The organism is Paenibacillus sp. NEAU-GSW1, from assembly GCF_009737085.1.
Classification (GTDB): Bacteria; Bacillota; Bacilli; order Paenibacillales; family Paenibacillaceae; genus Pristimantibacillus.
This window is the reverse complement of sequence record NZ_WOVL01000030.1, coordinates 38,474-60,562: the sequence shown is the minus strand read 5'-3', so window position 1 is coordinate 60,562 and position 22,089 is coordinate 38,474. Positions and strand designations below refer to the sequence as shown.

The 22,089-nt window shown below is 48.0% G+C and carries 39 protein-coding genes; 1 reads left to right on the top strand and 38 read right to left on the bottom strand.

Going from position 1 to position 22,089, the window contains the following annotated elements; all coding sequences use genetic code 11:
• Positions 1-60: 60 nt before the first annotated feature.
• The 38 genes from GOM71_RS20165 to GOM71_RS19980 form a co-directional block, all read right to left on the bottom strand.
• Complete coding sequence (locus tag GOM71_RS20165) at positions 61-756, bottom strand: phosphoadenylyl-sulfate reductase (RefSeq protein WP_156284308.1); 696 nt, start codon at positions 754-756, stop codon at positions 61-63.
• Between the two features lie 210 nt (positions 757-966).
• Entirely contained in the window at positions 967-1,359 is a 393-nt protein-coding gene (rpsI, locus tag GOM71_RS20160; protein ID WP_156284306.1) for a 30S ribosomal protein S9, read from the bottom strand.
• An 18-nt stretch (positions 1,360-1,377) separates the two neighbouring features.
• Positions 1,378-1,815 carry a 50S ribosomal protein L13 gene (rplM, locus tag GOM71_RS20155; RefSeq protein WP_156284304.1) on the bottom strand — a complete coding sequence of 146 codons (438 nt, stop codon included), beginning with the start codon at positions 1,813-1,815 and terminating at the stop codon, positions 1,378-1,380.
• A 189-nt stretch (positions 1,816-2,004) separates the two neighbouring features.
• On the bottom strand, positions 2,005-2,751 hold the full coding sequence (truA, locus tag GOM71_RS20150) for a tRNA pseudouridine(38-40) synthase TruA (RefSeq protein ID WP_156284302.1): 747 nt from the start codon (positions 2,749-2,751) through the stop codon (positions 2,005-2,007).
• 363 nt (positions 2,752-3,114) lie between these two features.
• Positions 3,115-3,480, bottom strand: coding sequence for a 50S ribosomal protein L17 (rplQ, locus tag GOM71_RS20145; protein WP_156284300.1), 366 nt, complete (start codon positions 3,478-3,480; stop codon positions 3,115-3,117).
• Positions 3,481-3,532: 52 nt separating this feature from the next.
• Positions 3,533-4,477 carry a DNA-directed RNA polymerase subunit alpha gene (locus tag GOM71_RS20140; RefSeq protein WP_367649722.1) on the bottom strand — a complete coding sequence of 315 codons (945 nt, stop codon included), beginning with the start codon at positions 4,475-4,477 and terminating at the stop codon, positions 3,533-3,535.
• 126 nt (positions 4,478-4,603) lie between these two features.
• Positions 4,604-4,999: a 30S ribosomal protein S11 gene (gene rpsK / locus GOM71_RS20135; protein ID WP_021878306.1), complete on the bottom strand. Its 396-nt coding sequence runs from the start codon at positions 4,997-4,999 to the stop codon at positions 4,604-4,606.
• Between the two features lie 20 nt (positions 5,000-5,019).
• Positions 5,020-5,388 carry a 30S ribosomal protein S13 gene (gene rpsM, locus GOM71_RS20130; RefSeq protein WP_156284298.1) on the bottom strand — a complete coding sequence of 123 codons (369 nt, stop codon included), beginning with the start codon at positions 5,386-5,388 and terminating at the stop codon, positions 5,020-5,022.
• 18 nt (positions 5,389-5,406) lie between these two features.
• Positions 5,407-5,520 (bottom strand): 50S ribosomal protein L36, encoded by a 114-nt coding sequence (gene rpmJ / locus GOM71_RS20125; RefSeq protein ID WP_003333770.1) that lies wholly within the window; start codon positions 5,518-5,520, stop codon positions 5,407-5,409.
• A gap of 44 nt (positions 5,521-5,564) precedes the next feature.
• Positions 5,565-5,780: a translation initiation factor IF-1 gene (gene infA, locus GOM71_RS20120; protein ID WP_015847200.1), complete on the bottom strand. Its 216-nt coding sequence runs from the start codon at positions 5,778-5,780 to the stop codon at positions 5,565-5,567.
• 2 nt (positions 5,781-5,782) lie between these two features.
• Entirely contained in the window at positions 5,783-6,064 is a 282-nt protein-coding gene (locus GOM71_RS20115) for a KOW domain-containing RNA-binding protein (protein WP_156284294.1), read from the bottom strand.
• Positions 6,065-6,069: 5 nt separating this feature from the next.
• On the bottom strand, positions 6,070-6,828 hold the full coding sequence (map, locus tag GOM71_RS20110; RefSeq protein WP_156284292.1) for a type I methionyl aminopeptidase: 759 nt from the start codon (positions 6,826-6,828) through the stop codon (positions 6,070-6,072).
• Positions 6,828-7,478, bottom strand: a complete 651-nt coding sequence (locus tag GOM71_RS20105) for an adenylate kinase (RefSeq protein WP_156284290.1) — start codon at positions 7,476-7,478, stop codon at positions 6,828-6,830. The genes map and GOM71_RS20105 overlap by 1 nt, the downstream gene beginning before the upstream one ends.
• A 92-nt stretch (positions 7,479-7,570) precedes the next feature.
• Entirely contained in the window at positions 7,571-8,875 is a 1,305-nt protein-coding gene (gene secY / locus GOM71_RS20100; RefSeq protein ID WP_156284288.1) for a preprotein translocase subunit SecY, read from the bottom strand.
• Positions 8,876-9,316, bottom strand: coding sequence for a 50S ribosomal protein L15 (gene rplO / locus GOM71_RS20095; protein ID WP_156284286.1), 441 nt, complete (start codon positions 9,314-9,316; stop codon positions 8,876-8,878).
• Between the two features lie 50 nt (positions 9,317-9,366).
• Positions 9,367-9,546 carry a 50S ribosomal protein L30 gene (rpmD, locus tag GOM71_RS20090; protein ID WP_156284284.1) on the bottom strand — a complete coding sequence of 60 codons (180 nt, stop codon included), beginning with the start codon at positions 9,544-9,546 and terminating at the stop codon, positions 9,367-9,369.
• A 13-nt stretch (positions 9,547-9,559) separates the two neighbouring features.
• Positions 9,560-10,060, bottom strand: coding sequence for a 30S ribosomal protein S5 (gene rpsE, locus GOM71_RS20085; RefSeq protein ID WP_156284282.1), 501 nt, complete (start codon positions 10,058-10,060; stop codon positions 9,560-9,562).
• Positions 10,061-10,090: 30 nt separating this feature from the next.
• Complete coding sequence (gene rplR / locus GOM71_RS20080; RefSeq protein WP_156284280.1) at positions 10,091-10,459, bottom strand: 50S ribosomal protein L18; 369 nt, start codon at positions 10,457-10,459, stop codon at positions 10,091-10,093.
• A 61-nt stretch (positions 10,460-10,520) separates the two neighbouring features.
• Positions 10,521-11,063, bottom strand: coding sequence for a 50S ribosomal protein L6 (gene rplF / locus GOM71_RS20075; protein WP_156284278.1), 543 nt, complete (start codon positions 11,061-11,063; stop codon positions 10,521-10,523).
• A 31-nt stretch (positions 11,064-11,094) separates the two neighbouring features.
• Entirely contained in the window at positions 11,095-11,493 is a 399-nt protein-coding gene (gene rpsH, locus GOM71_RS20070; RefSeq protein ID WP_156284276.1) for a 30S ribosomal protein S8, read from the bottom strand.
• 31 nt (positions 11,494-11,524) lie between these two features.
• Entirely contained in the window at positions 11,525-11,710 is a 186-nt protein-coding gene (locus GOM71_RS20065; RefSeq protein WP_013312154.1) for a type Z 30S ribosomal protein S14, read from the bottom strand.
• 26 nt (positions 11,711-11,736) lie between these two features.
• On the bottom strand, positions 11,737-12,279 hold the full coding sequence (gene rplE / locus GOM71_RS20060) for a 50S ribosomal protein L5 (protein ID WP_156284274.1): 543 nt from the start codon (positions 12,277-12,279) through the stop codon (positions 11,737-11,739).
• A 31-nt stretch (positions 12,280-12,310) separates the two neighbouring features.
• The gene (rplX, locus tag GOM71_RS20055; RefSeq protein WP_156284272.1) at positions 12,311-12,664 is read right to left on the bottom strand and encodes a 50S ribosomal protein L24; all 354 of its coding nucleotides are present in this window, start codon (positions 12,662-12,664) and stop codon (positions 12,311-12,313) included.
• Positions 12,665-12,731: 67 nt separating this feature from the next.
• Positions 12,732-13,100 carry a 50S ribosomal protein L14 gene (gene rplN, locus GOM71_RS20050; protein ID WP_156284269.1) on the bottom strand — a complete coding sequence of 123 codons (369 nt, stop codon included), beginning with the start codon at positions 13,098-13,100 and terminating at the stop codon, positions 12,732-12,734.
• 47 nt (positions 13,101-13,147) lie between these two features.
• Positions 13,148-13,411: a 30S ribosomal protein S17 gene (gene rpsQ, locus GOM71_RS20045; RefSeq protein ID WP_015847215.1), complete on the bottom strand. Its 264-nt coding sequence runs from the start codon at positions 13,409-13,411 to the stop codon at positions 13,148-13,150.
• 50 nt (positions 13,412-13,461) lie between these two features.
• A complete protein-coding gene (gene rpmC / locus GOM71_RS20040; protein ID WP_156284267.1) occupies positions 13,462-13,665 on the bottom strand; it encodes a 50S ribosomal protein L29 in 204 nt (67 codons plus the stop codon).
• On the bottom strand, positions 13,655-14,089 hold the full coding sequence (gene rplP, locus GOM71_RS20035) for a 50S ribosomal protein L16 (RefSeq protein WP_156284265.1): 435 nt from the start codon (positions 14,087-14,089) through the stop codon (positions 13,655-13,657). The genes rpmC and rplP overlap by 11 nt, the downstream gene beginning before the upstream one ends.
• 2 nt (positions 14,090-14,091) lie before the next feature.
• Complete coding sequence (gene rpsC, locus GOM71_RS20030) at positions 14,092-14,754, bottom strand: 30S ribosomal protein S3 (protein WP_367649721.1); 663 nt, start codon at positions 14,752-14,754, stop codon at positions 14,092-14,094.
• Positions 14,755-14,767: 13 nt separating this feature from the next.
• Complete coding sequence (gene rplV, locus GOM71_RS20025; RefSeq protein ID WP_156284263.1) at positions 14,768-15,103, bottom strand: 50S ribosomal protein L22; 336 nt, start codon at positions 15,101-15,103, stop codon at positions 14,768-14,770.
• Positions 15,104-15,147: 44 nt separating this feature from the next.
• Positions 15,148-15,426: a 30S ribosomal protein S19 gene (gene rpsS, locus GOM71_RS20020; RefSeq protein WP_156284261.1), complete on the bottom strand. Its 279-nt coding sequence runs from the start codon at positions 15,424-15,426 to the stop codon at positions 15,148-15,150.
• Between the two features lie 45 nt (positions 15,427-15,471).
• Entirely contained in the window at positions 15,472-16,302 is an 831-nt protein-coding gene (gene rplB / locus GOM71_RS20015) for a 50S ribosomal protein L2 (protein WP_367649720.1), read from the bottom strand.
• A gap of 17 nt (positions 16,303-16,319) precedes the next feature.
• Positions 16,320-16,613, bottom strand: coding sequence for a 50S ribosomal protein L23 (gene rplW, locus GOM71_RS20010; protein ID WP_156284259.1), 294 nt, complete (start codon positions 16,611-16,613; stop codon positions 16,320-16,322).
• Positions 16,613-17,236 (bottom strand): 50S ribosomal protein L4, encoded by a 624-nt coding sequence (gene rplD, locus GOM71_RS20005; RefSeq protein ID WP_156284258.1) that lies wholly within the window; start codon positions 17,234-17,236, stop codon positions 16,613-16,615. Before rplD ends, rplW begins: the two co-directional genes overlap by 1 nt.
• 26 nt (positions 17,237-17,262) lie before the next feature.
• On the bottom strand, positions 17,263-17,886 hold the full coding sequence (rplC, locus tag GOM71_RS20000; RefSeq protein WP_156284256.1) for a 50S ribosomal protein L3: 624 nt from the start codon (positions 17,884-17,886) through the stop codon (positions 17,263-17,265).
• 40 nt (positions 17,887-17,926) lie between these two features.
• A complete protein-coding gene (rpsJ, locus tag GOM71_RS19995) occupies positions 17,927-18,235 on the bottom strand; it encodes a 30S ribosomal protein S10 (RefSeq protein ID WP_017692074.1) in 309 nt (102 codons plus the stop codon).
• A 365-nt stretch (positions 18,236-18,600) separates the two neighbouring features.
• Positions 18,601-19,395, bottom strand: a complete 795-nt coding sequence (locus GOM71_RS19990; protein WP_156284254.1) for an ABC transporter ATP-binding protein — start codon at positions 19,393-19,395, stop codon at positions 18,601-18,603.
• A complete protein-coding gene (locus GOM71_RS19985; RefSeq protein ID WP_367649719.1) occupies positions 19,395-20,306 on the bottom strand; it encodes an ABC transporter permease in 912 nt (303 codons plus the stop codon). The genes GOM71_RS19990 and GOM71_RS19985 overlap by 1 nt, the downstream gene beginning before the upstream one ends.
• 66 nt (positions 20,307-20,372) lie before the next feature.
• Complete coding sequence (locus tag GOM71_RS19980; protein WP_156284252.1) at positions 20,373-21,428, bottom strand: ABC transporter substrate-binding protein; 1,056 nt, start codon at positions 21,426-21,428, stop codon at positions 20,373-20,375.
• A 325-nt stretch (positions 21,429-21,753) separates the two neighbouring features.
• On the opposite strand from GOM71_RS19980, the gene GOM71_RS19975 reads away from it, so the two are divergent.
• Positions 21,754-22,083 (top strand): hypothetical protein, encoded by a 330-nt coding sequence (locus GOM71_RS19975; protein WP_173275846.1) that lies wholly within the window; start codon positions 21,754-21,756, stop codon positions 22,081-22,083.
• Positions 22,084-22,089: the final 6 nt, after the last annotated feature.

Sequence of the window (22,089 nt, the reverse complement as noted above, 5' to 3'; positions counted from 1 at the left end):
TTATGAGTTATTAGGCGGGGGACACTCCCCTTAACGAAGCAACGCGCGAACCTTTTTGCCTTATTTATGCAAGCCGCACTCTGTTTTATCTTGGCCGGACCAGCGTCCTGCACGAGGATCTTCTCCAGGCATAACTTGGCGCGTGCAATACTCGCAGCCGATGCTTGGGTAGTTGTTGTCGTGAAGCGGATTATAGATTACGTTATTCTCGCGGATGTATTTCCATACATCTTCCGTAGTCCAGTTCGCAATCGGATTGAATTTAATCAAACCAAATTTATAATCATATTCCACTTTCTTCGCGTTTGCGCGGGTTGGCGCTTGATCGCGGCGAATGCCGGTGATCCATGCGTTATATTTCGAAAGAATACGCGTCAATGGCTCAACTTTACGGATATTGCAGCATGCATTCGCATCCGTTTTCCACAGCTCTGCGCCATGCTGCTCCGCTTGCTCTTCCGGCGTAATGAGCGGTTTAACTTGAACGAAAGGAATACCCGGGTAACGCTCAACCATACGGTCGCGTGTTTCATACGTTTCTTTGAAGTGGAAGTCCGTATCCAGGTAAAAAATATCTGTTTTCGGGCTAACTTTTTGCAGCATATCAACGAGAACGACGTCTTCAGCGCCAAAGCTGCATGCAAATGTAATATTAGGGAAAGTTTCAACGGCATAAGCCAAAATTTCTTCCGGTGTCGCATTTTCAAGTTCTTCCGCTTTTTGTTTCACAAGCGCTTCTTTTTCAAACAAGTTCATCGTCTATTCCCCCCAAAGCTTAAAAGTTTAATTCCAAGTAAATTCGTCAGTTATTAATTAAATTATACTTGTTGCTTATCAAATGTTCAAGACGTTTTATTCAAAATGAAAAAAAGTCCAAACAAATAATTTGGCTTTGCTTACCGGGCAATTTACGACATAAAAAAAAGCACCTTTTCCAACGAGTGAAAAAGGTGCTTGTTTGAAATCTTAACGTTTCGAGAACTGTGGAGCGCGACGAGCAGCTTTGAGACCGTATTTTTTACGTTCTTTCATGCGTGGGTCGCGAGTCAGGAAACCAGCGCGTTTCAGAGCCGGACGGAGTTCGCCGTCTACTTTCAGAAGAGCGCGGGAAATGCCGTGACGGATAGCGCCTGCTTGACCGGACATACCGCCGCCGTTAGCAATTACGAGCACGTCGTATTTGCCAAGCGTTTCAGTAAGTACGAGCGGTTGCTTAACGATAAGCTTCAGCGTTTCCAGACCGAAATATTCGTTCAGATCGCGTTTATTAACAATGATTCGTCCTTCACCCGGCACAAGACGTACACGTGCAACAGAGTGTTTACGACGACCGGTTCCATAGTATTGTACTTGAGCCATGAAACTGTCCTCCCCTTATTAGCCGCGAAGTTCGTAAACTTCTGGATTTTGTGCTTGATGCGGATGCTCCGAACCAGCGTATGCTTTAAGTCTAAGCTTCATTGCGTTGCCTTGGCGAGTTTTTGGCAACATGCCATGAACAGCCAGTTCGATAACGCGGTCAGCTTTTTTAGCGATCATTTCGTGTGCAGGCGTAACTTTCAGACCGCCCGAGTAGCCGGAATGACGGTAGTAGTTTTTGTTTTCCATTTTCTTGCCTGTCAAAACGATTTTCTCAGCGTTGATAACGATTACGAAGTCGCCTGTGTCAACGTGAGGCGTAAATTGCGGTTTGTGCTTGCCGCGGATCAGGCTGGCAGCTTCAGAAGCAAGACGACCAAGCGTTTTGCCTTCCGCATCAATGATGTACCATTTACGCTCAACTTCATTTGGCTTAGCCATATAGGTGGTACGCATGGATGATCCTCCTTGATTCGATTACCGTAAAGTTTTTATAAACAACGTTTCACGTTAGTTAATAATCTGTTTGTTGCTTGCCAAGTTTGTGACGATCTTAGTCGGGGCTGTGGGAGAGCCACTAAGAAAGCACAAGTTATATTCTACTATACAAAGTAGGCTAAAGCAAGCGGTTTGTTAGATTTTCAATCAATTTCCGTCTGGGTATTCAACATGCATAAGCATAAGTCCGTGAGCCATTGCCGTCGGTCCGGCCAAAGCGCGGCTGCGCCCTTCTAAGATGCGTTTGATGTCTGCCGGCTGCCGCTTTCCTTGTCCAACTTGAAGCAATGTCCCCATAATGACTCGCACCATATTGTACAGAAACCCGTTGCCGGTTATGTACATATGGAGCATATGTCCTTGCTGCTCAAAGTACGCTTCATACACCGTTCGAACGTGACTGGTCTTCGTCGAATGAATGGATGTGAACGAAGTAAAATCATGCTCGCCGATTAAGGCGTTCAGTCCTTCTTGCATCGCATCGACTTTTAGAGGCATCGGATGATGAAAAGCGCTGCGGCGTCCGAAAACGTCCGGAAACTTGCCGGTATCAATCGTGTAGCGATACGTTTTACGCTTGGCCGATTTGCGGGAGTGAAAAGAAAGGTCTACTTCATGCACTTCTCGAATGACGATATCCTTCGGCAGCCTCGTATTGAGCGCAATGGCCCAACGCTCAGCCGGAATCGCAGATTCCGTGTGGAAATGGAACACTTGCCCGAGCGCATGCACGCCGGCATCTGTCCTTCCCGAGCCATGGATAATGATCTCTTCCCCTGTCAGCGTATGAATCGCCTTCTCGATCTCCTGCTGTACCGTACGTCCGTATGGCTGCGATTGAAAACCGTTAAACTCCGTCCCTTCATAACTAACCGTTGCACATAAATTTCTCATCTCGACACCTCCTCTCCCACTAGACCCTTGGGTACTTTCTTGTTATTGCCTTCTTTAGAGAGATATGAGCTTGGGAAAAAGATTGGTATGGAGTGAAGAGATATTATTGAAGACTGCATCGAGTACGGAATGGAAGGTTTGAACTGGAGAAGCGTCAGCGTTCGCTTTTGTGAGCGGATTAATACCATTAAATATTAATTCTGCTAATCCGCGAGCAATGGCGATCGTAAGTCAAACCTTTCATGCAGTACCGATTGGAAGCTTCACTATTCTTTCTCGCAGTACCTATCAAGTTTCCACACAGCTCATCCGCAACAAGGCAATAAAAAAAGGTGGCCGCAAGGGTCCACCCTTTATCATGTGTTACGCGCGGTCAACCAGTTCCAAATACACCATTGGCGCAGAGTCGCCACGGCGGGGTCCCAGTTTCAGAATCCGCGTGTATCCGCCCGCACGTTCCGAGTAACGGGTGGCCAGCTCGGAGAACAGCTTTTGGATTGCGTCTTGCTCTCCGTCAACCGTTTCACGACGAACGTAAGCAGCTACTTGACGACGAGCGTGCAAGTCACCTTTTTTCGCTTTCGTGATCAGTTTTTCAGCGATCGAACGAACTTCTTTCGCTTTAGCTTCCGTAGTTTGGATGCGCTCATAAAGGAACAGGTCAGTAACGAGGTCACGGAACAATGCTTTCCGCGCGCTAGCGTCACGGCCCAATTTTTGATATGCCATCTTGATTTCCCCTCCCTTGCCCTTAGTCTGTACTAGATGCTCATTACAATTTCTACTCTTCCATGCGAAGGCCCAAACCGAGCTCTTCAAGCTTCTCTTGAACTTCCTCAAGCGACTTGCGGCCCAAGTTGCGAACCTTCATCATGTCTTCTTCGGATTTCGTGATCAGCTCTTGAACGGTGTTGATGCCTGCACGTTTCAAGCAGTTGTAAGAACGTACGGAAAGGTCCAGTTCCTCGATTGTCATCTCCAGAACTTTTTCTTTCTTATCTTCTTCTTTCTCGACCATAATTTCTGCGTCTTTGGCTTCGTCAGTCAAACCAACGAACAGATCCAAATGTTCCGTCAGAATTTTAGCGCCGAGGCTTACTGCCTCTTCCGGTCGAATACTGCCATCGGTCCAAACTTCAAGCGTAAGCTTGTCGTAGTTGGTAACTTGACCAACGCGAGTATTCTCAACGCTATAATTTACACGCGTAATAGGCGTGTAAATCGAGTCAACCGGAATAACCCCAATCGGTTGATCGTCCCTTTTGTTACGGTCCGCTTGCACGTATCCGCGTCCCCGATTTGCGAAAATTCGCATATGGAGGCGCGCACCGGAGGCCAAGGTCGCGATATGAAGATCAGGGTTTAAAATCTCGACATCGCTGTCAGCTCGAATGTCGCCAGCCGTAACGATCCCATCGCCTTCAGCGTCGATTTCCAACACCTTTTCTTCATCAGAGTGGATTTTCAACGAGAGGCCTTTCAGGTTCAGGATGATTTCGGTTACGTCCTCAATCACACCTGGAACCGTAGAGAACTCGTGAAGCACTCCGTCGATCTGAACGGATGTAACAGCTGCGCCCGGCAGCGACGAAAGCAAAATCCGGCGAAGCGAATTTCCCAGCGTCGTTCCGTATCCACGCTCCAGCGGCTCAACGACAAAACGTCCATAGGCCCCGTCATCGCTCAAATCAACGGTCTCGATTTTCGGCTTTTCGATCTCAATCACAAATAGTACCCTCCTTCAAACGTCGCTCCGTTACCATACCGTTTTTTTAGTCAAATCTCGTAGTATGCCAAACCTTCACAACCATTATTCACAAGTTGCAGTTATTTGATACCACAGTGAATCCAACTATACGCGACGACGTTTCGGCGGACGGCATCCGTTATGAGGAACTGGCGTTACGTCTTTAATCAGGTTAACTTCGAGGCCAGCTGCTTGAAGCGAACGAATCGCTGCTTCGCGGCCTGCGCCAGGACCTTTAACCATAACCTCAACAGCTTTCATGCCATGCTCCATCGCTGCTTTAGCTGCGGATTCCGCTGCCATTTGAGCTGCGTAAGGCGTGCTTTTACGGGAACCTTTGAAGCCCAGGTTACCGGAGCTTGCCCAAGAGATTGCATTGCCGTGCGGGTCAGTGATCGTTACGATCGTGTTATTGAATGTCGAGCGGATGTGCGCTACGCCAGATTCAATATTTTTCCGGTCACGACGTTTTGTACGAACGACTTTTTTAGGTTTAGCCATTGTCCTATTTCACCCCTTTATTATTTCTTCTTGTTAGCTACAGTCCGACGAGGACCTTTACGCGTACGCGCATTCGTTTTCGTGCGTTGACCGCGAACAGGCAAGCCGCGACGATGACGAACGCCACGGTAGCATCCGATCTCGATCAGGCGTTTAATGTTAAGCGAAATTTCACGACGCAGGTCGCCTTCCACTTTAACGGACTTGTCAATTGCTTCACGCAGTTTAGCAAGCTCATCTTCCGTCAGATCGCGAACGCGAGTGTCAGGGTTGATGCCTGTAGTGCTAATCAGCTTTTGCGAAGTCGTTTTGCCAATACCGAAAATGTATGTCAGGGCGATTTCGACGCGTTTGTCACGCGGCAAGTCTACACCAGCTATACGTGCCATATGCCGTTGTCCCTCCTTCTATCCTTGTTTTTGTTTGTGTTTCGGATTTTCACAAATCACCATAACGTTGCCTTTGCGACGAATGACTTTGCATTTTTCGCAGATCGGCTTTACCGAAGGTCTAACCTTCATTGTGATTACCTCCCGAATCCTTCGAAAAGCATACCGCTGCCGGTCTACTTCCGATAGGTGATGCGCCCTCTGGATAAATCATAAGGCGATAACTGTATAACCACTTTGTCTCCAGTCAGAATACGAATAAAATGCATTCTGAGCTTGCCGGAAACATGTGCGAGAATTTGATGACCGTTCTCCAGCTCCACCTTGAACATGGCATTCGGCAGCGGTTCAATTACCGTACCTTCGACCTCAATGACGTCTTCCTTAGCCACCGTCATTCTCCTTTCGCATTTGCGTACTTCTGAATTACATAACGCAACTTGGCATTGGTCACTCTGCCCGATTCAAGCAAGCTGCTTGTTACTTCGCTGCTTATTACGGGTTGTAACTCGAGATGCAGAACGTTTTTCTTCTTTGGTTGATCAAACCGCCGTTTGTCGCCGTCCACAATCATTACGAATCGCTCGTCTACGATTGATACGATGACCGCGTAGCTGTCCTCATCTTTCCCTCGAAGCACTTTAACGATTTGACCTACCTGCGGTTGTTTATCCATAGGGACTACTTCGCCTCAGGGAGCATCGTCAAAATTTCAAAACCGTCCTTCGTTACGGCAACTGTATGCTCAAAATGAGCGCACCAGGAGCCGTCTTCCGTTACGACCGTCCAATTGTCTTCAAGCGTGCGCACGTAGCGTTCGCCGATGTTGACCATAGGCTCGATACAAAGCACCATTCCCGGCTTCAACTTCGGGCCGCGATCCGGTAAGCCGTAATTCGGTATTTGCGGTTCCTCATGGAGATCCCTGCCTATACCGTGACCGACAAACTCGCGAACGACCGAGAAGCCAGCCGCTTCGACAACCTGTTGCACCGCATGCGATACGGTAAACAATCGTACATCCGGCCGGATGAGTTCAATTGCTGCGTACAGCGATTGCTCCGACACATCGAGCAGCCTTTGCACTTCATCGGAAACTTTGCCGACCGTATAGGTCCAAGCGGAGTCTCCATGAAAGCCATTGTACTGCGCACCGATGTCTATGCTTATAATATCGCCTTCGTTCAACGTTCTCGAACCCGGAAAGCCGTGTACCAGCTCGTCATTTACAGAAGCGCAAATGCTGGCAGGAAAACCATTGTAACCTTTAAAGGATGGTACAGCGCCTTGACTGCGAATGTACGCTTCGGCGAGTTGATCGAGCTCCAGAGTCGTAACTCCCGGCTTAACCGCCTCTTTCATGATCCGATGCGTCTCCGCAACAATGCGGCCGGCTTCCCTCATCACTCGCAGCTCCGAATCGGATTTGCAAATGATCATTACAATGAACCTTTCAAGCAGGACACGATCTCGGATGTTACCGTATCGATTTCCTTCTCGCCGTCGACTTCGCAAAGAAGACCTTTACCGCTGTAATAGTCAAGAAGCGGAGCGGTTTTGGAAATATATTCGTCAAGCCGCGTGCCGACTTTCTCTTCCGTATCGTCCGAGCGCTGATACAATTCGCCGCCGCATTTGTCGCAGACGCCTTCTTGCTTCGGCGCATTGAACATGACATGGTAGGTCGAGCCGCAAGCTTTGCAGATGCGTCTGCCCGTCAAACGAGCAAGCAGCAAGCCGCGGTCAACTTTTAGGTTTACTACGCGGTCAATGCCGCGGTTAAGCTCGCTCAGCATCACATCAAGCGCTTCGGCTTGCTGCAAAGTGCGCGGGAAACCGTCTAGCAGAAACCCTTTATTGCAATCGTCCAGTGCAAGACGTTCTTTCACAATCCCGTTCGTAATCTCATCAGGAACGAGCAGCCCTTGATCGACATACTCTTTCGCTTTGAGACCTAGCGGAGTCTCTTGTTTCATCGCAAGACGGAATGCATCGCCAGTGGAGATGTGCGGAATGCCAAACTCCTCAACGATTCGTTCTGCCTGCGTTCCCTTGCCGGCTCCCGGAGGGCCCATGAATAAGATGTTCATTACCGTCTTCCTCGCTTTAAGCACAATAGGCTCATGCGGGTTCCGTACCATCGCGCCTGCGACGAACACGGAATCCCGATCAGAACCTATTGTTATTTATTGATAAACCCTTTGTAATGGCGTTTGATCAACTGGCTCTCGATTTGCTTCATCGTATCAAGGGCAACGCCGATGACGATCAGAAGCGAGGTGCCGCCGAGCTGTACCGTCCGAGGCAATCCGAATGCAGAGCCGAAAGCGATCGGCAAGATCGAGATTACCGCAAGGAAGATCGCACCCGACAACGTAATCCGAGACATAACGCGAGTCAAGTAAGACGAAGTTGGTTTACCAGGACGGATGCCTGGAATGTAACCGCCGTTCTTCTTCATTTGATCCGCCATTTGAACCGGATTAATTTGAACGAAGGTATAGAAGAAGGTAAACCCGATGATTAACAAGATGTACAGTACCATACCAAGCGGTTCATCGTAGTACAAATTGTTAATGGTCCAGTTTGCCCAAGCTTTACCCGTAAAGAATTGTGCAATCGTAATCGGGAACATAATCAACGATACTGCGAAGATGACAGGAATAACGCCAGCGCCATTCACTTTCATCGGAATATGCGTCGATTGTCCGCCGTACATTTTCCGTCCAACTACGCGTTTAGCATATTGAACCGGAATTTTACGAATGCCTTGCTGAACAAAGATTACGCCGACAATGATCGCGATGATCCCAATAAGGATCAAAGCAACTTTGCCGATGTTCCAGAACAATTGGCTTTGTTCAATGCCAACGAGCTGGTCTTGATAAATCGTACGGATATGCCCAGGAATGCCTGCGATAATTGCCGCAAAGATCAGGATCGAAATACCGTTGCCGATACCGCGCTCCGTAATCTGCTCTCCGAGCCACATTAAGAAGGACACGCCCGCTGTCAGTATAATCGCAATGAGCAGATAATCGACAAACGTCGCATCTGGAATCATTTTGCTGCTATATTGACGATTGAAGCCTATTGCCGTTGCAAAACCTTGAACCAAACCAAGGATAACCGTGCCGTAACGCGTAATTTGTGCGAGCTTGCGTTTTCCGTTCTCGCCTTCCTTCGCCCACTCTGCAAATTTCGGAATAACGTCCATCGACAACAGCTGTACGATAATCGACGCTGTGATATACGGCGTTATGCCAATTGCAAAAATGGAGAACTGATAAAGCGCACCGCCGGAAAACGTGTTAAGCAAGCCGAACATTTCTCCGCTGGCCGCATCAACTTGTTTGAATACGTCTTTGTCAACGCCAGGCACCGGGATAAACGCCCCGATGCGATACACAATCAGAATGAAAAGTGTAAACAGGATCCGCTTGCGCAAATCCTCTACTTTCCAAATGTTGGACACGGTTTTGAACAATTAGATCACCTCGGTTTTACCGCCGGCAGCCTGGATTTTCTCTACCGCAGATTGAGAGAATTTGCTTGCTTTAACAGTCAGTTGTACTTTGATTTCACCATTGCCCAAAATCTTAATACCGGCGAGCGGATTTTTTACAATCCCTTGCTCAAGAAGCACTTCAGGAGTAACTTCGGAACCTGCTGCAAAGCTGTTCAATTCTTCAATGTTGACTACGGCATATTCTGTACGGAAGCGGTTGTTGAAGCCGCGTTTAGGAAGACGACGGTACAACGGGTTTTGACCACCCTCGAAACCAGGGCGTACACCGCCGCCGGAACGAGCGTTTTGACCTTTATGACCTTTGCCGGCTGTTTTACCGTTACCGGAGCCAATACCGCGGCCTTTACGCTTGTTCACTTGCTTGGAGCCTGGTGCTGGTGCGAGTTCATGCAATTTCATCGTTCTGGCACCTCCTTATTTATTTCTTGTTCGCCATCAGGCGATATATATTACACTTCTTCGACTTTAACCAAGTGGCTAACTGTGTTAACCATGCCGCGAACGGCCGGGCTGTCGTTCAATACAACCGATTGACGAATCTTGCGAAGACCGAACGACTCGACAGTTGCACGTTGTTTCTCGTTGCGGCCAATCAAACTGCGAACGAGGGTGATTTGCAATTTTGCCATCTTGTTCCCCTCCTTAACCTAACAGCTCTTCGACAGTTTTGCCGCGAAGTTTCGCAACGTCTTCCGCACGTTTCAGGCGGGAAAGGCCTTCAAGCGTAGCGTTAACCATGTTCATGGAGTTCGAAGAACCGAGGGATTTCGTCAAAATGTCGCCTACGCCAGCCAGTTCAAGAACGGCACGAACTGGACCGCCGGCGATAACACCAGTACCTTTGGATGCTGGTTTCAGAAGAACTTCACCAGCGCCGAAATGTCCAAGCACAAGGTGAGGAATTGTTGTACCAACGAGTGGTACATGGATCAGGTTTTTCTTAGCGTCTTCAATACCTTTGCGGATTGCTTCAGGTACTTCGCCCGCTTTACCGATCCCTGCGCCGACATGGCCTTGGCCGTCGCCGACAACTACGAGCGCGCTAAAGCTGAAGCGGCGTCCGCCTTTTACTACTTTCGCTACGCGATTGATATGGACAACTTTTTCAGTTAGTTCACCTAACGTATTCGGATCTATACGCAAGTCGTTTAACCTCCTTTTAAGTAAATTCGACTAGAATTCCAGACCTGCTTCGCGAGCTGCTTCAGCCAGCGCCTGAATTCTGCCATGATACAAGTATCCGCCACGGTCAAATACGATTGCAGATACGCCTTTAGCTTTCGCACGTTGTGCTACCAGTTCGCCAACTTTACGAGCAGCTTCTACGCTGCCGCCGTTGCCGATCGAAGCAGCCAGCTCTTTGTCCACAGTGGACGCAGATGCTACTGTTACTCCATTTACATCGTCGATCAATTGAGCGTAGATATGCTTGGAGGAACGGAACACCGAGAGACGCGGACGAGCAACCGTTCCGTTGATTTTCTTACGAACACGCAAGTGTCTTTTCAGACGAGCCTTGTTTTTATCGCCTTTCGTAATCATTCAAGGTCAACTCCTTTCCTTATGCCTTATACCGCTATTTTAAGCAGCCCAATCAGACTGCTTACTTCTTCTTACCTGCTTTACCTTCTTTGCGGATGATACGTTCGCCTTCGTATTTGATACCTTTGCCTTTGTATGGCTCAGGCTCGCGTACGGAACGAATTTGAGCGGCAACAGCGCCTACGCGCTCTTTGTCGATACCGCGAACAGTAATTTTCGTGTTCGCTGGCACATCGAACTCGATGCCTTGCTCTGGCGCAATTTCCACTGGGTGGGAGTAACCAACGTTAAGAACGATCTTATCGCCAGTTTTGTTCGCACGGTAACCTACGCCTACGAGCTCCAAGTTTTTCGAGAACCCTTCAGTAACGCCGCTCACCATGTTAGCGATGACGCTGCGAGTCGTTCCGTGCAGGGAACGATGCAATTTATTGTCAGAAGGACGTTCAACGACGATCTCGTTAGCTTCAACATTGACTTTCATGTCTTTGTGAATTTCACGGGACAGCGTGCCTTTAGGTCCTTTAACGGTAATGACTGTGTTGTCCAAGTTAATTGTTACGCCGTTAGGCACTTGGATCGGTTTACGACCAATACGGGACATTGTTACACCTCCAATCGTTGTGACTTGTTACTTACCAAACGTAGCAAACTACTTCGCCGCCGGCTTTACCTTGGCGAGCTTCTTTATCGGTCATAATCCCTTTGGACGTGGAAATGATAGCAATTCCCAGACCGCCCAACACGCGAGGGACTTCAGTCGATTTCGTGTACACGCGAAGACCTGGTTTCGAAATACGTTTCAGACCAGTGATTACGCGCTCTTGGTTAGGGCCGTATTTCAAGAAAATACGGATAATCCCTTGTTTGTTGTCCTCGATATATTCAGCATCGCGGATAAAGCCCTCGCGTTTCAGAATTTCAGCGATTTGCTTCTTAACTTTCGAAGCGGGCATTTCCACGGTTTCGTGACGAACGACATTCGCGTTGCGAATGCGCGTCAGCATATCTGCAATCGGATCAGACATAACCATTTGTGTTAACCTCCTTCCCGAACTAGGCTGATTACCAGCTTGCTTTTTTAACGCCAGGAATCTGGCCTTTGTATGCTAACTCGCGGAAACAAATCCGGCAAATTTTAAACTTTTGCAAAACAGAGTGCGGACGGCCGCAACGTTCACAGCGCGTATATGCACGCACTTTAAATTTCGGTGTACGTTGTTGCTTCACTTTCATCGAAGTTTTTGCCACTGGGTATTACACCTCCTAAAAGTGGATTACTTCGTAAACGGCATGCCCAATTGGGTCAGCAGTTCACGAGATTCTTCGTCCGTTTTTGCCGTAGTGACGATTACGATGTCCATACCACGAACTTTGTCGACCTTATCGTATTCGATCTCTGGGAAGATCAATTGCTCTTTCAAACCAAGCGTGTAGTTACCGCGTCCGTCGAATGCTTTCGTCGACACACCGCGGAAGTCACGTACGCGTGGAAGCGAGATGTTGAACAGCTTATCAAGGAAGTAGTACATGCGCTCGCCGCGCAGCGTTACTTTAACCCCGATCGGCATGTTCTCACGAAGTTTGAAGCCGGCAATGGACTTCTTCGCGCGAGTTACAACAGGTTTTTGACCGGAAATGATGCGAAGCTCTTCGACAGCCACATCAAGCACTTTGGAGTTAGCAACTGCTTCGCCAACACCCATGTTGATAACGACTTTCTCGATTTTCGGCACTTGCATTACAGTCGTATAGTTAAACTTCTGCATCAGAGCAGGTGTAATCTCATTAAGAAAACGATCTTTCATTCTTGCTGCCATTTTCATGGACCTCCTTTCCTACGGTTAACGATTAGTCGATCACTTCGCCGGATTTTTTCGCGATCCGGACTTTTTTGCCGTTTTCGAGCGTTTTGTATCCGATACGAGTAACTTGGCCGCTCTTCGGATCGATATGCATTACGTTCGAAACGTGAATCGGAGCTTCTTGCTCGATGATACCGCCTTGCGGGTTAACCTGCGAAGGGCGAGTATGTCTTTTCACGATGTTCACGCCTTCTACGAGTACGCGGTTTTCGCGAGGATACGCAGCGATTACACGGCCTTTTTTGCCTTTGTCCTTACCGGAGATGACGATGACCGTGTCGTCTTTTTTGACGTGAAGCTTGTTGTTGTGCGATTCAAGAATTTTTTTCAGTCTTGGCATTGATTACACCTCCTGCTCACTTAAGCTTTCAGGCATTTATCGAACCCGTACGTTTGCGGGATCTTTATTAGATAACTTCCGGAGCGAGCGATACGATTTTCATGAAATCTTTATCGCGAAGCTCACGTGCAACTGGTCCAAAGATACGAGTGCCGCGCGGGCTCTTGTCTTCTTTAACGATAACCGCTGCATTCTCATCAAATGCGATGTAGGAACCGTCTTTACGACGAACCGTACGCTTCGTACGAACGATAACGGCTTTAACAACATCACCTTTTTTGACAACGCCGCCTGGTGTTGCTTGTTTCACAGAGCACACAATCAGGTCACCGATCGCTCCAACACGACGTCCAGTACCGCCAAGAACACGGATACACATCAATTCTTTAGCGCCAGAGTTGTCAGCAACCCGCAGGCGTGTAAATGGTTGGATCATTTCAACGTCCTCCTTCCGGACAAATGTTCATTAAATCACATTGCTCATTAAAGAACAACAGCCACTTCAACTACTTCCACCAGTCTGAAGCGTTTGTCTTTCGACAGCGGACGAGTCTCCATGATTTTCACGATGTCGCCAATTTTCGCTTGATTGTTTTCATCATGCGCTTTGAACTTTTTCGTGTATTTGATGCGTTTATGGTACAAGTCGTGTTTTTTGTAAGTTTCTACAGCAACAACGATTGTTTTATCCATTTTATCGCTAACAACTTTACCGATTTGAACTTTGCGGGCATTGCGTTCGCTCATGTTCTTCCTCCTTCCTTAAACCTTGGTAGTCCCTTAGTCAAGGACAGCTATTAGTTAGCTGCGATACCGAGTTCTCTTTCATGCAAAATGGTTTTAGCGCGAGCGATGTTCTTGCGCACGTCACGAATGCGTGTCGGAGTCTCCAGTTGGCCGGTAGCCAATTGGAAACGAAGGTTGAACAGCTCTTCTTTAAAACCAGCGATTTTTTGTTCTATCTCAGCAGAGGTAAGGTTGCGAAATTCACTAGCCTTCATTTGCTTCACCACCCACTTCTTCGCGTTTCACGAACTTCGTTTTGATCGGGAGTTTGTGGGACGCGAGGCGCATCGCTTCACGAGCGATTTCTTCGGATACGCCAGCCAGTTCAAACATGATTTTACCTGGTTTGACGACTGCAACCCACTTCTCAACGTTACCTTTACCGGAACCCATCCGTACCTCGAGAGGCTTTTGAGTAATCGGTTTGTCTGGGAAAATTTTAATCCAAACTTTACCACCACGTTTGATGTAACGAGTCATCGCAATACGAGCAGCCTCGATTTGACGGTTCGTTACCCATGATGGCTCAAGCGCTTGAAGGCCGTATTCGCCGAATGCTACAGTAGTGCCGCCTTTAGCGCGACCTTTCATGTGACCGCGTTGTTGTTTGCGGTGTTTGACGCGTTTAGGTACCAACATGATTAGTTGCCTCCTTCCTGGGGAGCTTTCTTCTTAGCTGGAAGGACTTCACCGCGATAGATCCATACTTTTACGCCGATGCGGCCGTAAGTTGTATGAGCTTCTGCTGTACCGTAGTCAATGTCTGCACGCAGCGTATGAAGAGGAACAGTTCCTTCGCTGTAGCCTTCCGAACGAGCAATTTCAGCACCGCCGAGACGACCGCTAACCGCAGTTTTGATCCCTTTAGCGCCTGCGCGCATCGAACGTTGGATCGCTTGTTTCAAAGCACGACGGAAAGAAACGCGACGCTCCAGTTGTTGCGCGATGCTTTCAGCTACAAGAATAGCGTCCAGATCTGCTTGTTTGATTTCGGAAATGTTAATGTGAACTTTTTTGCCTTTAGTGATCTTGCCAAGCTCCGTGCGCAGGTTTTCCACTTCGGAACCGCCTTTGCCGATAACCATGCCCGGCTTAGCCGTGTTGATCGTAACGTTAACGCGGTTAGCCGCGCGCTCGATCTCGATGTGGGATACTGCCGCATCTTTCAATTTGTTCTTCAGGTACTCACGAATTTTAACGTCTTCAAGAAGAAGATCGCCGAAGTCTTTGCCTGCGTACCATTTGGATTCCCAATCACGGATAATCCCTACACGCAAACCGACCGGATTTACCTTTTGACCCACACGTTATCCCTCCTTATTTTTCAGATACCACCAAGGTGATGTGGCTGGTTCTTTTGTTGATCCGGCTTGCACGTCCCATTGCGCGAGGGCGGAAACGTTTCATTGTCGGACCTTGGTTCACAAATACTTGTGCAACAACCAGTTTGTTCACGTCCAATTGGTAGTTGTGCTCAGCGTTAGCAATAGCAGAGTTCAGCAGCTTTTCCACAATCGGAGATGCGGATTTAGGCGTGTGACGCAAGATCGCGATCGCTTCGCCTACTTGCTTGCCGCGAATCAAATCGACAACCAGCTGTGCTTTACGAGGAGCAATGCGTACGAAATTAGCGTGCGCTTTAGCTTCTGGCATGGATGAACCTCCTCTCAACATTCAATAAAAGATTTTCAGGCAAATTAGCGTCTGCCTGTTTTCTTATCGTCGTCATGGCCTTTGTACGTACGAGTTGGTGCAAACTCACCAAACTTGTGTCCTACCATGTCTTCTGTTACATAAACCGGCACGTGTTTGCGGCCGTCATACACCGCAATTGTGTGACCGATGAATTGCGGGAAAATTGTCGAGCGGCGCGACCAAGTTTTGATCACGACTTTTTTGTTCGTTTCGTTCAGTTCCTCGACCTTTTTGAGCAGGTGGCCGTCAATAAACGGACCTTTTTTCAAACTGCGACCCATTCGGAGTCCTCCCTTCGCGGAAACGTAGCTTGTATCAAGCGGTTATTACTTCGTACGACGACGAATAATATATTGGCTCGATGCTTTTTTCTTCTTGCGAGTTTTGTAACCAAGCGTCGGTTTGCCCCAAGGAGACATCGGGGATTTACGACCGATTGGAGCACGGCCTTCACCACCACCGTGTGGGTGATCGTTCGGGTTCATTACTACGCCGCGTACTTCAGGACGTTTGCCCAACCAACGGGAACGGCCGGCTTTACCGATTTTCACGAGTTCGTGATCTTCGTTGCCAACGGAACCGATTGTTGCACGGCAAGTATTCAGAATACGGCGAACTTCACCGGAAGTCAGACGAATGGAAACGTAGTCGCCTTCTTTACCAAGAAGTTGAGCTTCCGTACCAGCAGCGCGAACCAGCTGGCCGCCTTTGCCTGGTTTCAATTCGATGTTGTGGATAACTGTACCGACTGGAATGTTAACCAGTGGAAGAGCGTTACCGATTTTGATGTCTGCGTCTGGACCGGAGAATACTTGGTCGCCAACTTTCAGACCTTTTGGCGCGATGATGTAAGCTTTCTCACCATCTGCATAATGAATCAAAGCGATATTCGATGTACGGTTAGGATCGTATTCGATCGTAGCAACTTTACCAGCGATACCGTCTTTGGTACGTTTGAAATCGATGATGCGGTATTTACGTTTGTGTCCGCCGCCATGGTGACGAACCGTAATTTTACCTTGGTTGTTGCGGCCTGCTTTTTTGAAAAGCGGTGCAAGCAACGATTTCTCCGGTGTGCTCGTTGTGATCTCTTCAAATGTCGAGACGGACATGCCACGACGAGCCGGGGAAGTCGGTTTGTACTTTTTGATTGGCACTTGGATTCCCTCCTTTTCTATACAGACGTTTCAAAGAACTCAAGTTCTTTGCTGTCATCGCTCAATTGAACGATTGCTTTTTTCCAGTCAGGGCGATAGCCGCTGTGTTTACCATAACGCTTTGGCTTACCAGCAACGCGCATTGTGTTAACGCTCGTTACTTTTACTTTAAAGATTTGCTCGATAGCATCTTTAATTTCGGTTTTGTTAGCACGAAGATCGACTTCGAATACATAGCGTTTAACCGCCATGAAGTCGCTCGTACGCTCAGTAATAACAGGGCGTTTGATAATATCGCGAGGATTTTTCATTACGCAAACACCTCCTGTACTTTCTCTACCGCTTCTTTCGTGATGATGAGCTTGTCATGAACCAAGACATCCAGAACATTAATGCCGTCAGCAGCGACGAATTTCACGCCTGGGATGTTGCGAGCAGACAATGCTACGTTATCATCATAGCTAGGCAAAACAACAAGCGCTTTGCGGTTAGCTTGCAGGTTGTTCAAAATCGTTGCAAATTCCTTCGTTTTAGGAGCCGCGAATGTCAGTTGATCCAGAACGATAATGTCGTTCGCGATCACTTTCGAAGACAGAGCGGATTTAATCGCCAGACGGCGAACCTTCTTAGGAAGTTTGAACCCGTACGAGCGTGGAGTCGGTCCGAAAACCGTACCGCCGCCAACCCATTGCGGGGAGCGGATGCTGCCTTGACGTGCACGGCCAGTACCTTTTTGTTTCCAAGGTTTACGACCGCCGCCGCGTACTTCGGAGCGTCCTTTCGTTTTGTGTGTGCCAGCGCGTTCAGCGGCTTGCTGAAGCACTACCGCACTGTGCAGTACATGAGCGTTTGGTTGAATTCCGAACACACTGTCAGCCAATTCAACTTCGCCAACTTGCGAACCGCTCACGTTATATACTGTAACTTTAGGCATTTCTTGTTCCTCCTTTCTTATAGCAATTAGTTCTTAACTGTTTGTTTTACTTTAACGAATCCGTTTTTCGGTCCAGGAATGGAGCCTTTAACGAGCAGCACGTTGCGTTCTGCGTCTACACGGATGATTTCGAGCTTTTGAATCGTAACCGTTTCGTTGCCCATGTGGCCCGGAAGGTGTTTGCCTTTCGGTACGCGGTTCGCTTGAATCGAACCCATGGAACCAGGACCGCGGTGGTAGCGGGAGCCGTGAGCCATTGGACCCGTGCTTTGTCCCCAACGTTTGATAACGCCTGCAAAGCCTTTACCTTTGGAAATACCCGTTACGTCAACAAATTCGCCCTCTGCGAACAGATCAGCTTTAACCGTTTGGCCAACTTCATACTCACCCAGGTTAATACCGCGAATTTCACGAACGTAGCGCTTAGGAGCCGTATTGGCTTTCTTCGCGTGGCCGATTTCCGGCTTGATCGCTCTCGCTTCTTTCTTATCGGAGAAACCGAGCTGAACGGCTTCATAGCCATCATTCTCTTGGTCTTTCTTTTGAATTACAACGCAAGGACCTGCTTCGATAACTGTTACTGGAACAACGTTACCTTCAGCGGTAAACACTTGAGTCATTCCAAGCTTTTTCCCTAAGATACCTTTCATGTTGACACCTCTTTTCCCTTCAATAATCAATTATGCTTTATTACAGTTTGATTTCGATATCTACACCGGATGGTAAATCCAGGCGCATCAACGCATCAACCGTTTGCGGCGTTGGGTTAACAATATCGATCAAACGTTTATGAGTACGTTGTTCGAATTGCTCCCGGGAATCCTTGTACTTGTGTACCGCACGGAGAATGGTGATGATTTGCTTTTCCGTTGGCAACGGAATCGGCCCGGATACGCCTGCACCGGAACGTTTTGCAGTTTCCACGATTTTCTCTGCGGACTGGTCAAGAATTCTGTGATCGTACGCTTTCAAGCGAATACGAATCTTTTGCTTTGCCATATAAGTCCCTCCTTCTTTCGCCCAATTTATTATCGGACATACTCCGTGAGAAAACCCGGCACATGCCCCATGGCAAAGGGGCCGGGTGTGTCGGCAACCTCTCACATCATCGCAACGTCACAGACCAACAGTCAATATTATACCGAAGCCAATAGGCAAATGCAAGGGAAAGTTTCATTTCTTTTCACTAATATTCATCCGTTGCTTCACTTCGACAAGCATAACTGAAATCGCATGCCCGACTCAAATCCAATTTCGTCCTTCACACACTATATAATAGAAGAAAGACAATTCATCACTTGCGAAAATCAAAAAGCGCCATCCCGCCCATGCAGCGGAATGACGCTATTTTTATAGTAAGGACATTAACCCAAAACGACGCGATCGTCAGCCATTTTCTTGCCGCTTATTTGCTCAAACTCGCCGAGCAGCTGCGCCACAGTGAGATCTTTTTTCTTATCCTCATTCACTTGCAAAATGATCCTGCCTTTATCCATCATAATGAGACGGTTGCCTAGGCGAATCGCCTGCTCCATGTTATGAGTAACCATAAGCGTCGTTAAGTTCATTTCTCGAACGAGCGTCTCGGTCAAACGAGTAATCAATTCAGCGCGAGCCGGGTCAAGAGCCGCCGTATGTTCATCCAGCAGCAATATTTGCGGCTTGGTAAACGTCGCCATCAGCAAGCTCAGCGCTTGGCGCTCGCCTCCGGACAACAACCCGACTTTGGCCGTCAGGCGATTCTCCAGCCCAATACCGAGCTTTGACAGCTGCTCGCGGAACAATTGGCGGCGTTTACGGTTGATTCCCATTGAAAATCCGCGGTTTTTCCCGCGCAAGTATGCCATTGCCAAGTTTTCCTCGATCGACATTCGCGGTGCCGTTCCGGCCATCGGGTCCTGAAAAACCCGGCCAATCCATTTGCTTCTGCTAAACTCAGGCAGACCGCTAATGTTCTTGCCGTCGATGCGCACTTCGCCGATATCCGGCTTCATTACGCCCGAAATAATATTCATCAGTGTCGATTTGCCAGCTCCGTTACTGCCGATGACCGTTATGAAATCGCCCGGCTTCATCGACAGCTCAATATTCATAAGAGCCGTTTTTTCATCCAACGTACCTGGGTTGAATAGCTTTGATACTTTGTTAATTTCCAGCATCAGCGTCCTCCCCCTTTATTGTCGCTGACGCCGTTAAGCAGTTGCGCTGTACGCTTGCGAGCCAGTTTTTTCTGTTTCCATGTTTTCTGCATGGATGGGAAGACCAGCGCTATAATAACGATCACAGCTGTGATGATCTTCAAGTCCGACACGTCGAGGAAATTCGATTGATATGCCAGACCGATAATGATGCGGTAAACGATCGAGCCTAAAATAACGGCAATCGTCGCCCGGAAAATCGTTTTGCCGCCAAACAACGCCTCCCCGATAATAACGGACGCCAAACCGATAACGATCATCCCGACACCCATCGTAATATCAGCAAAACCGCCTTGTTGCGCAACAAATGATCCGGACAAAGCAACAAGCGCGTTCGACAACGCAATGCCGATAATTTTCGTCGTATCCGTATTCGTGCCGAAACTGCGAATCATCCTCTCGTTATCGCCTGTCGCGCGCAAGCTGAGTCCGATATCGGTTTTGAAGAACAGATCAAGCAGCACTTTAATAATAATGACGACGATTGGCATTAAGTAAAGAACCTTTATGCTCGAGAACACGTTATCCGTACCCAAGAGGCCGATATTCGGCTTGTCCATAATTCTCATATTAATGGAGTACAGGGCAATCATCATTAGAATGCCCGCTAACAAACCGTTAATTTTACCTTTTGTATGCAGCAGACCCGTCAACATTCCGGCAATTCCTCCGGCGCAGAAAGCTGCAATCGACGCTACCCAAGGCGAAACGCCGTTTGTGATGAGTACTGCCGCCACACCTGCTCCGGTGGTAAAGCTTTGATCGACGGTCAGATCGGGAAAATCAAGAATACGGAACGTAATGTAGACGCCAAGCGCCATAAGCGAATACAGCAAGCCCAGCTCAAGAGCTCCGTTTAACCAAACTGGCACTGGGACACCTCCTCTTAATTAAAAACAGGGTGAACAATAGGATTGTTCACCCTGTTCTCGCTAGTCTTATTCAATAATGTTGTTGGCAGAATCTTTAACTCCGGCTTTCATCTCATCTGTAACTGTGATGCCTTGAGCGGCAGCAGCTTTCAGGTTAAGAATCAAATCCAGTTTGTCCGGTACAGTCACTTTCATCTCGCCAGGGTTTTTGCCATTCAAAATTTCAGCAGCCATTTGGCCGACTTGATAGCCATGATCGTAATATTTGAATCCAACCGTTGCAAAGGCGCCCTTCTCAACCGTATCACGGTCACTGGAGAAGAACGGAATTTTGTTTTGTTTCGCAATTTGCAGCAACGCGTCAACACTGGAAACAACTACGTTATCGAGTGTAATGAACATCGCGTCGACTTTACCGACAAGCGACTCTCCGGCTTGTTTCACTTCAGATGTATTCGTTACAGCTGCTTCAACAAGCTCGATGTTATGCTTCGCCAAAGCTTGCTTCGCGTTTGCCGTCATTACAACAGCATTTGGCTCGCCTTTATTAATAATGACGCCGACTTTCTTTACATCGGGGAAGTTAGCTGCAATGAAGTCCATCAGTTGGACGATTGCATCCGGATTCGTATCGGAAGCGCCGGTTACATTGCCGCCTGGAGCATCAAGGTTTGTTACCAGCTTCGCATCCAATGGGTCAGTAACTGCGGCAAACAATACTGGCGCTTTATTGCCCGCTTTCTCATAGGCTTGTACAAGCGCTTGCGCCGATGGCGTTGCGATGCCAAGCGCCAAATCCGCTTTCGCGCCTGCAATTTTCTGTGCAACGGACAAGTTGTTTGTGGAATCGCCTTGCGCCGTATTAAAGTCTACAGTTAAGTTTTCCCCTTCTACAAATCCCGCATCCTTCAATGCGGCAAGAAATCCGTCTCGCGTAGCGTCAAGCGACGGATGTTCCACAATTTGGGAGATAGAGATCGAATATTTTTTTTGATCCGACGGAGTGCCGGCATTCTCGCCGCCCGATGCTGAGCCGTTATTAGTTTTGCCGCCGTTGTTGCCGCATGCAGCTGCTACTAGCAGCAATACAAGCGCAAACGGAATGAACCATTTCTTTTTCATGTTGTCTACCCCTCTCGTGTCATATCGACAATTATTTCCAGTCACAATATATATCGACGCATTAATACATTGTTGCTTTGCTTCGATAAAGTGTTATGGAATTAATTCCCATAACTGAACAGGATTATTTGTCGAATAATCTGTTTTAATATTAAATGTCTATGTTATTCACTGTCAATGCAAATATTTCACCAAAGCTGCTTTAATATCGAGGAGATTACCCTTATGTTTGGTATGTCGAAAGGTCTTCAATCAAAATTGCCGCTCACGCTCTTTTTGCTGCTTTTCAGTTCACTAAGTGATTTATTTTCCTTACCGATGCTTTATGGCGGCTTTGCGCAGCACGATTTATGATCCAGCCGGCAAACAGGCATTGCATGACGGGCAACTAGGGATGTTTTACGGTGGCGCCGAATTTGGAGGGCAAATGGCGGGTCAATCGACTACCGCTCAAGTTGTTCGGCTATCGGGACGGGGCGATGATCGCAATCTCCAAGGACTGAAAAACAAAATAAACGCGTGGAAATATGTTGAGAGTAGGGTCAAGCTTACGGACCCGATAGATTTTTCTAACAAGGTCAGTGATCTCGGCGATCAAAATCTCTCTGCAATGCCTAAACAACTGAAGGAGTTATGGAACCGCAATATTACTTGAATCCGA

What these genes read in the sequence shown, in the direction of transcription:
- rpsM (WP_156284298.1), bottom strand. Translation starts at nt 5,388, where the DNA reads ATGGCACGTATAGCTGGTGTAGACTTGCCGCGTGACAAACGCGTCGAA.
- rplC (WP_156284256.1), bottom strand. Translation starts at nt 17,886, where the DNA reads ATGAAAGGTATCTTAGGGAAAAAGCTTGGAATGACTCAAGTGTTTACC.
- rplF (WP_156284278.1), bottom strand. Translation starts at nt 11,063, where the DNA reads ATGTCCCGTATTGGTCGTAAACCGATCCAAGTGCCTAACGGCGTAACA.
- rplE (WP_156284274.1), bottom strand. Translation starts at nt 12,279, where the DNA reads ATGGCAGCAAGAATGAAAGATCGTTTTCTTAATGAGATTACACCTGCT.
- rpsK (WP_021878306.1), bottom strand. Translation starts at nt 4,999, where the DNA reads ATGGCTAAACCTAAAAAAGTCGTTCGTACAAAACGTCGTGACCGGAAA.
- GOM71_RS19980 (WP_156284252.1), bottom strand. Translation starts at nt 21,428, where the DNA reads ATGAAAAAGAAATGGTTCATTCCGTTTGCGCTTGTATTGCTGCTAGTA.
- GOM71_RS19975 (WP_173275846.1), top strand. Translation starts at nt 21,754, where the DNA reads ATGGCGGCTTTGCGCAGCACGATTTATGATCCAGCCGGCAAACAGGCA.
- rplX (WP_156284272.1), bottom strand. Translation starts at nt 12,664, where the DNA reads ATGCCAAGACTGAAAAAAATTCTTGAATCGCACAACAACAAGCTTCAC.
- rpmC (WP_156284267.1), bottom strand. Translation starts at nt 13,665, where the DNA reads ATGAAGGCTAGTGAATTTCGCAACCTTACCTCTGCTGAGATAGAACAA.
- rpsH (WP_156284276.1), bottom strand. Translation starts at nt 11,493, where the DNA reads ATGGTTATGTCTGATCCGATTGCAGATATGCTGACGCGCATTCGCAAC.
- rpsS (WP_156284261.1), bottom strand. Translation starts at nt 15,426, where the DNA reads ATGGGTCGCAGTTTGAAAAAAGGTCCGTTTATTGACGGCCACCTGCTC.
- GOM71_RS19990 (WP_156284254.1), bottom strand. Translation starts at nt 19,395, where the DNA reads ATGCTGGAAATTAACAAAGTATCAAAGCTATTCAACCCAGGTACGTTG.
- GOM71_RS20165 (WP_156284308.1), bottom strand. Translation starts at nt 756, where the DNA reads ATGAACTTGTTTGAAAAAGAAGCGCTTGTGAAACAAAAAGCGGAAGAA.
- rpmD (WP_156284284.1), bottom strand. Translation starts at nt 9,546, where the DNA reads ATGGCAAAATTGCAAATCACCCTCGTTCGCAGTTTGATTGGCCGCAAC.
- GOM71_RS20115 (WP_156284294.1), bottom strand. Translation starts at nt 6,064, where the DNA reads ATGGATAAACAACCGCAGGTAGGTCAAATCGTTAAAGTGCTTCGAGGG.
- map (WP_156284292.1), bottom strand. Translation starts at nt 6,828, where the DNA reads ATGATCATTTGCAAATCCGATTCGGAGCTGCGAGTGATGAGGGAAGCC.
- truA (WP_156284302.1), bottom strand. Translation starts at nt 2,751, where the DNA reads ATGAGAAATTTATGTGCAACGGTTAGTTATGAAGGGACGGAGTTTAAC.
- rpmJ (WP_003333770.1), bottom strand. Translation starts at nt 5,520, where the DNA reads ATGAAGGTTAGACCTTCGGTAAAGCCGATCTGCGAAAAATGCAAAGTC.
- rplD (WP_156284258.1), bottom strand. Translation starts at nt 17,236, where the DNA reads ATGCCTAAAGTTACAGTATATAACGTGAGCGGTTCGCAAGTTGGCGAA.
- rplV (WP_156284263.1), bottom strand. Translation starts at nt 15,103, where the DNA reads ATGCCAGAAGCTAAAGCGCACGCTAATTTCGTACGCATTGCTCCTCGT.
- rpsJ (WP_017692074.1), bottom strand. Translation starts at nt 18,235, where the DNA reads ATGGCAAAGCAAAAGATTCGTATTCGCTTGAAAGCGTACGATCACAGA.
- rplW (WP_156284259.1), bottom strand. Translation starts at nt 16,613, where the DNA reads ATGAAAAATCCTCGCGATATTATCAAACGCCCTGTTATTACTGAGCGT.
- rplR (WP_156284280.1), bottom strand. Translation starts at nt 10,459, where the DNA reads ATGATTACGAAAGGCGATAAAAACAAGGCTCGTCTGAAAAGACACTTG.
- GOM71_RS20105 (WP_156284290.1), bottom strand. Translation starts at nt 7,478, where the DNA reads ATGAACATCTTATTCATGGGCCCTCCGGGAGCCGGCAAGGGAACGCAG.
- rplM (WP_156284304.1), bottom strand. Translation starts at nt 1,815, where the DNA reads ATGCGTACCACCTATATGGCTAAGCCAAATGAAGTTGAGCGTAAATGG.
- rplO (WP_156284286.1), bottom strand. Translation starts at nt 9,316, where the DNA reads ATGAAATTGCATGAACTCGCACCAGCACCAGGCTCCAAGCAAGTGAAC.
- rpsI (WP_156284306.1), bottom strand. Translation starts at nt 1,359, where the DNA reads ATGGCTCAAGTACAATACTATGGAACCGGTCGTCGTAAACACTCTGTT.
- rplP (WP_156284265.1), bottom strand. Translation starts at nt 14,089, where the DNA reads ATGTTGGTACCTAAACGCGTCAAACACCGCAAACAACAACGCGGTCAC.
- rpsQ (WP_015847215.1), bottom strand. Translation starts at nt 13,411, where the DNA reads ATGAGCGAACGCAATGCCCGCAAAGTTCAAATCGGTAAAGTTGTTAGC.
- rplQ (WP_156284300.1), bottom strand. Translation starts at nt 3,480, where the DNA reads ATGGCATATCAAAAATTGGGCCGTGACGCTAGCGCGCGGAAAGCATTG.
- rplN (WP_156284269.1), bottom strand. Translation starts at nt 13,100, where the DNA reads ATGATCCAACCATTTACACGCCTGCGGGTTGCTGACAACTCTGGCGCT.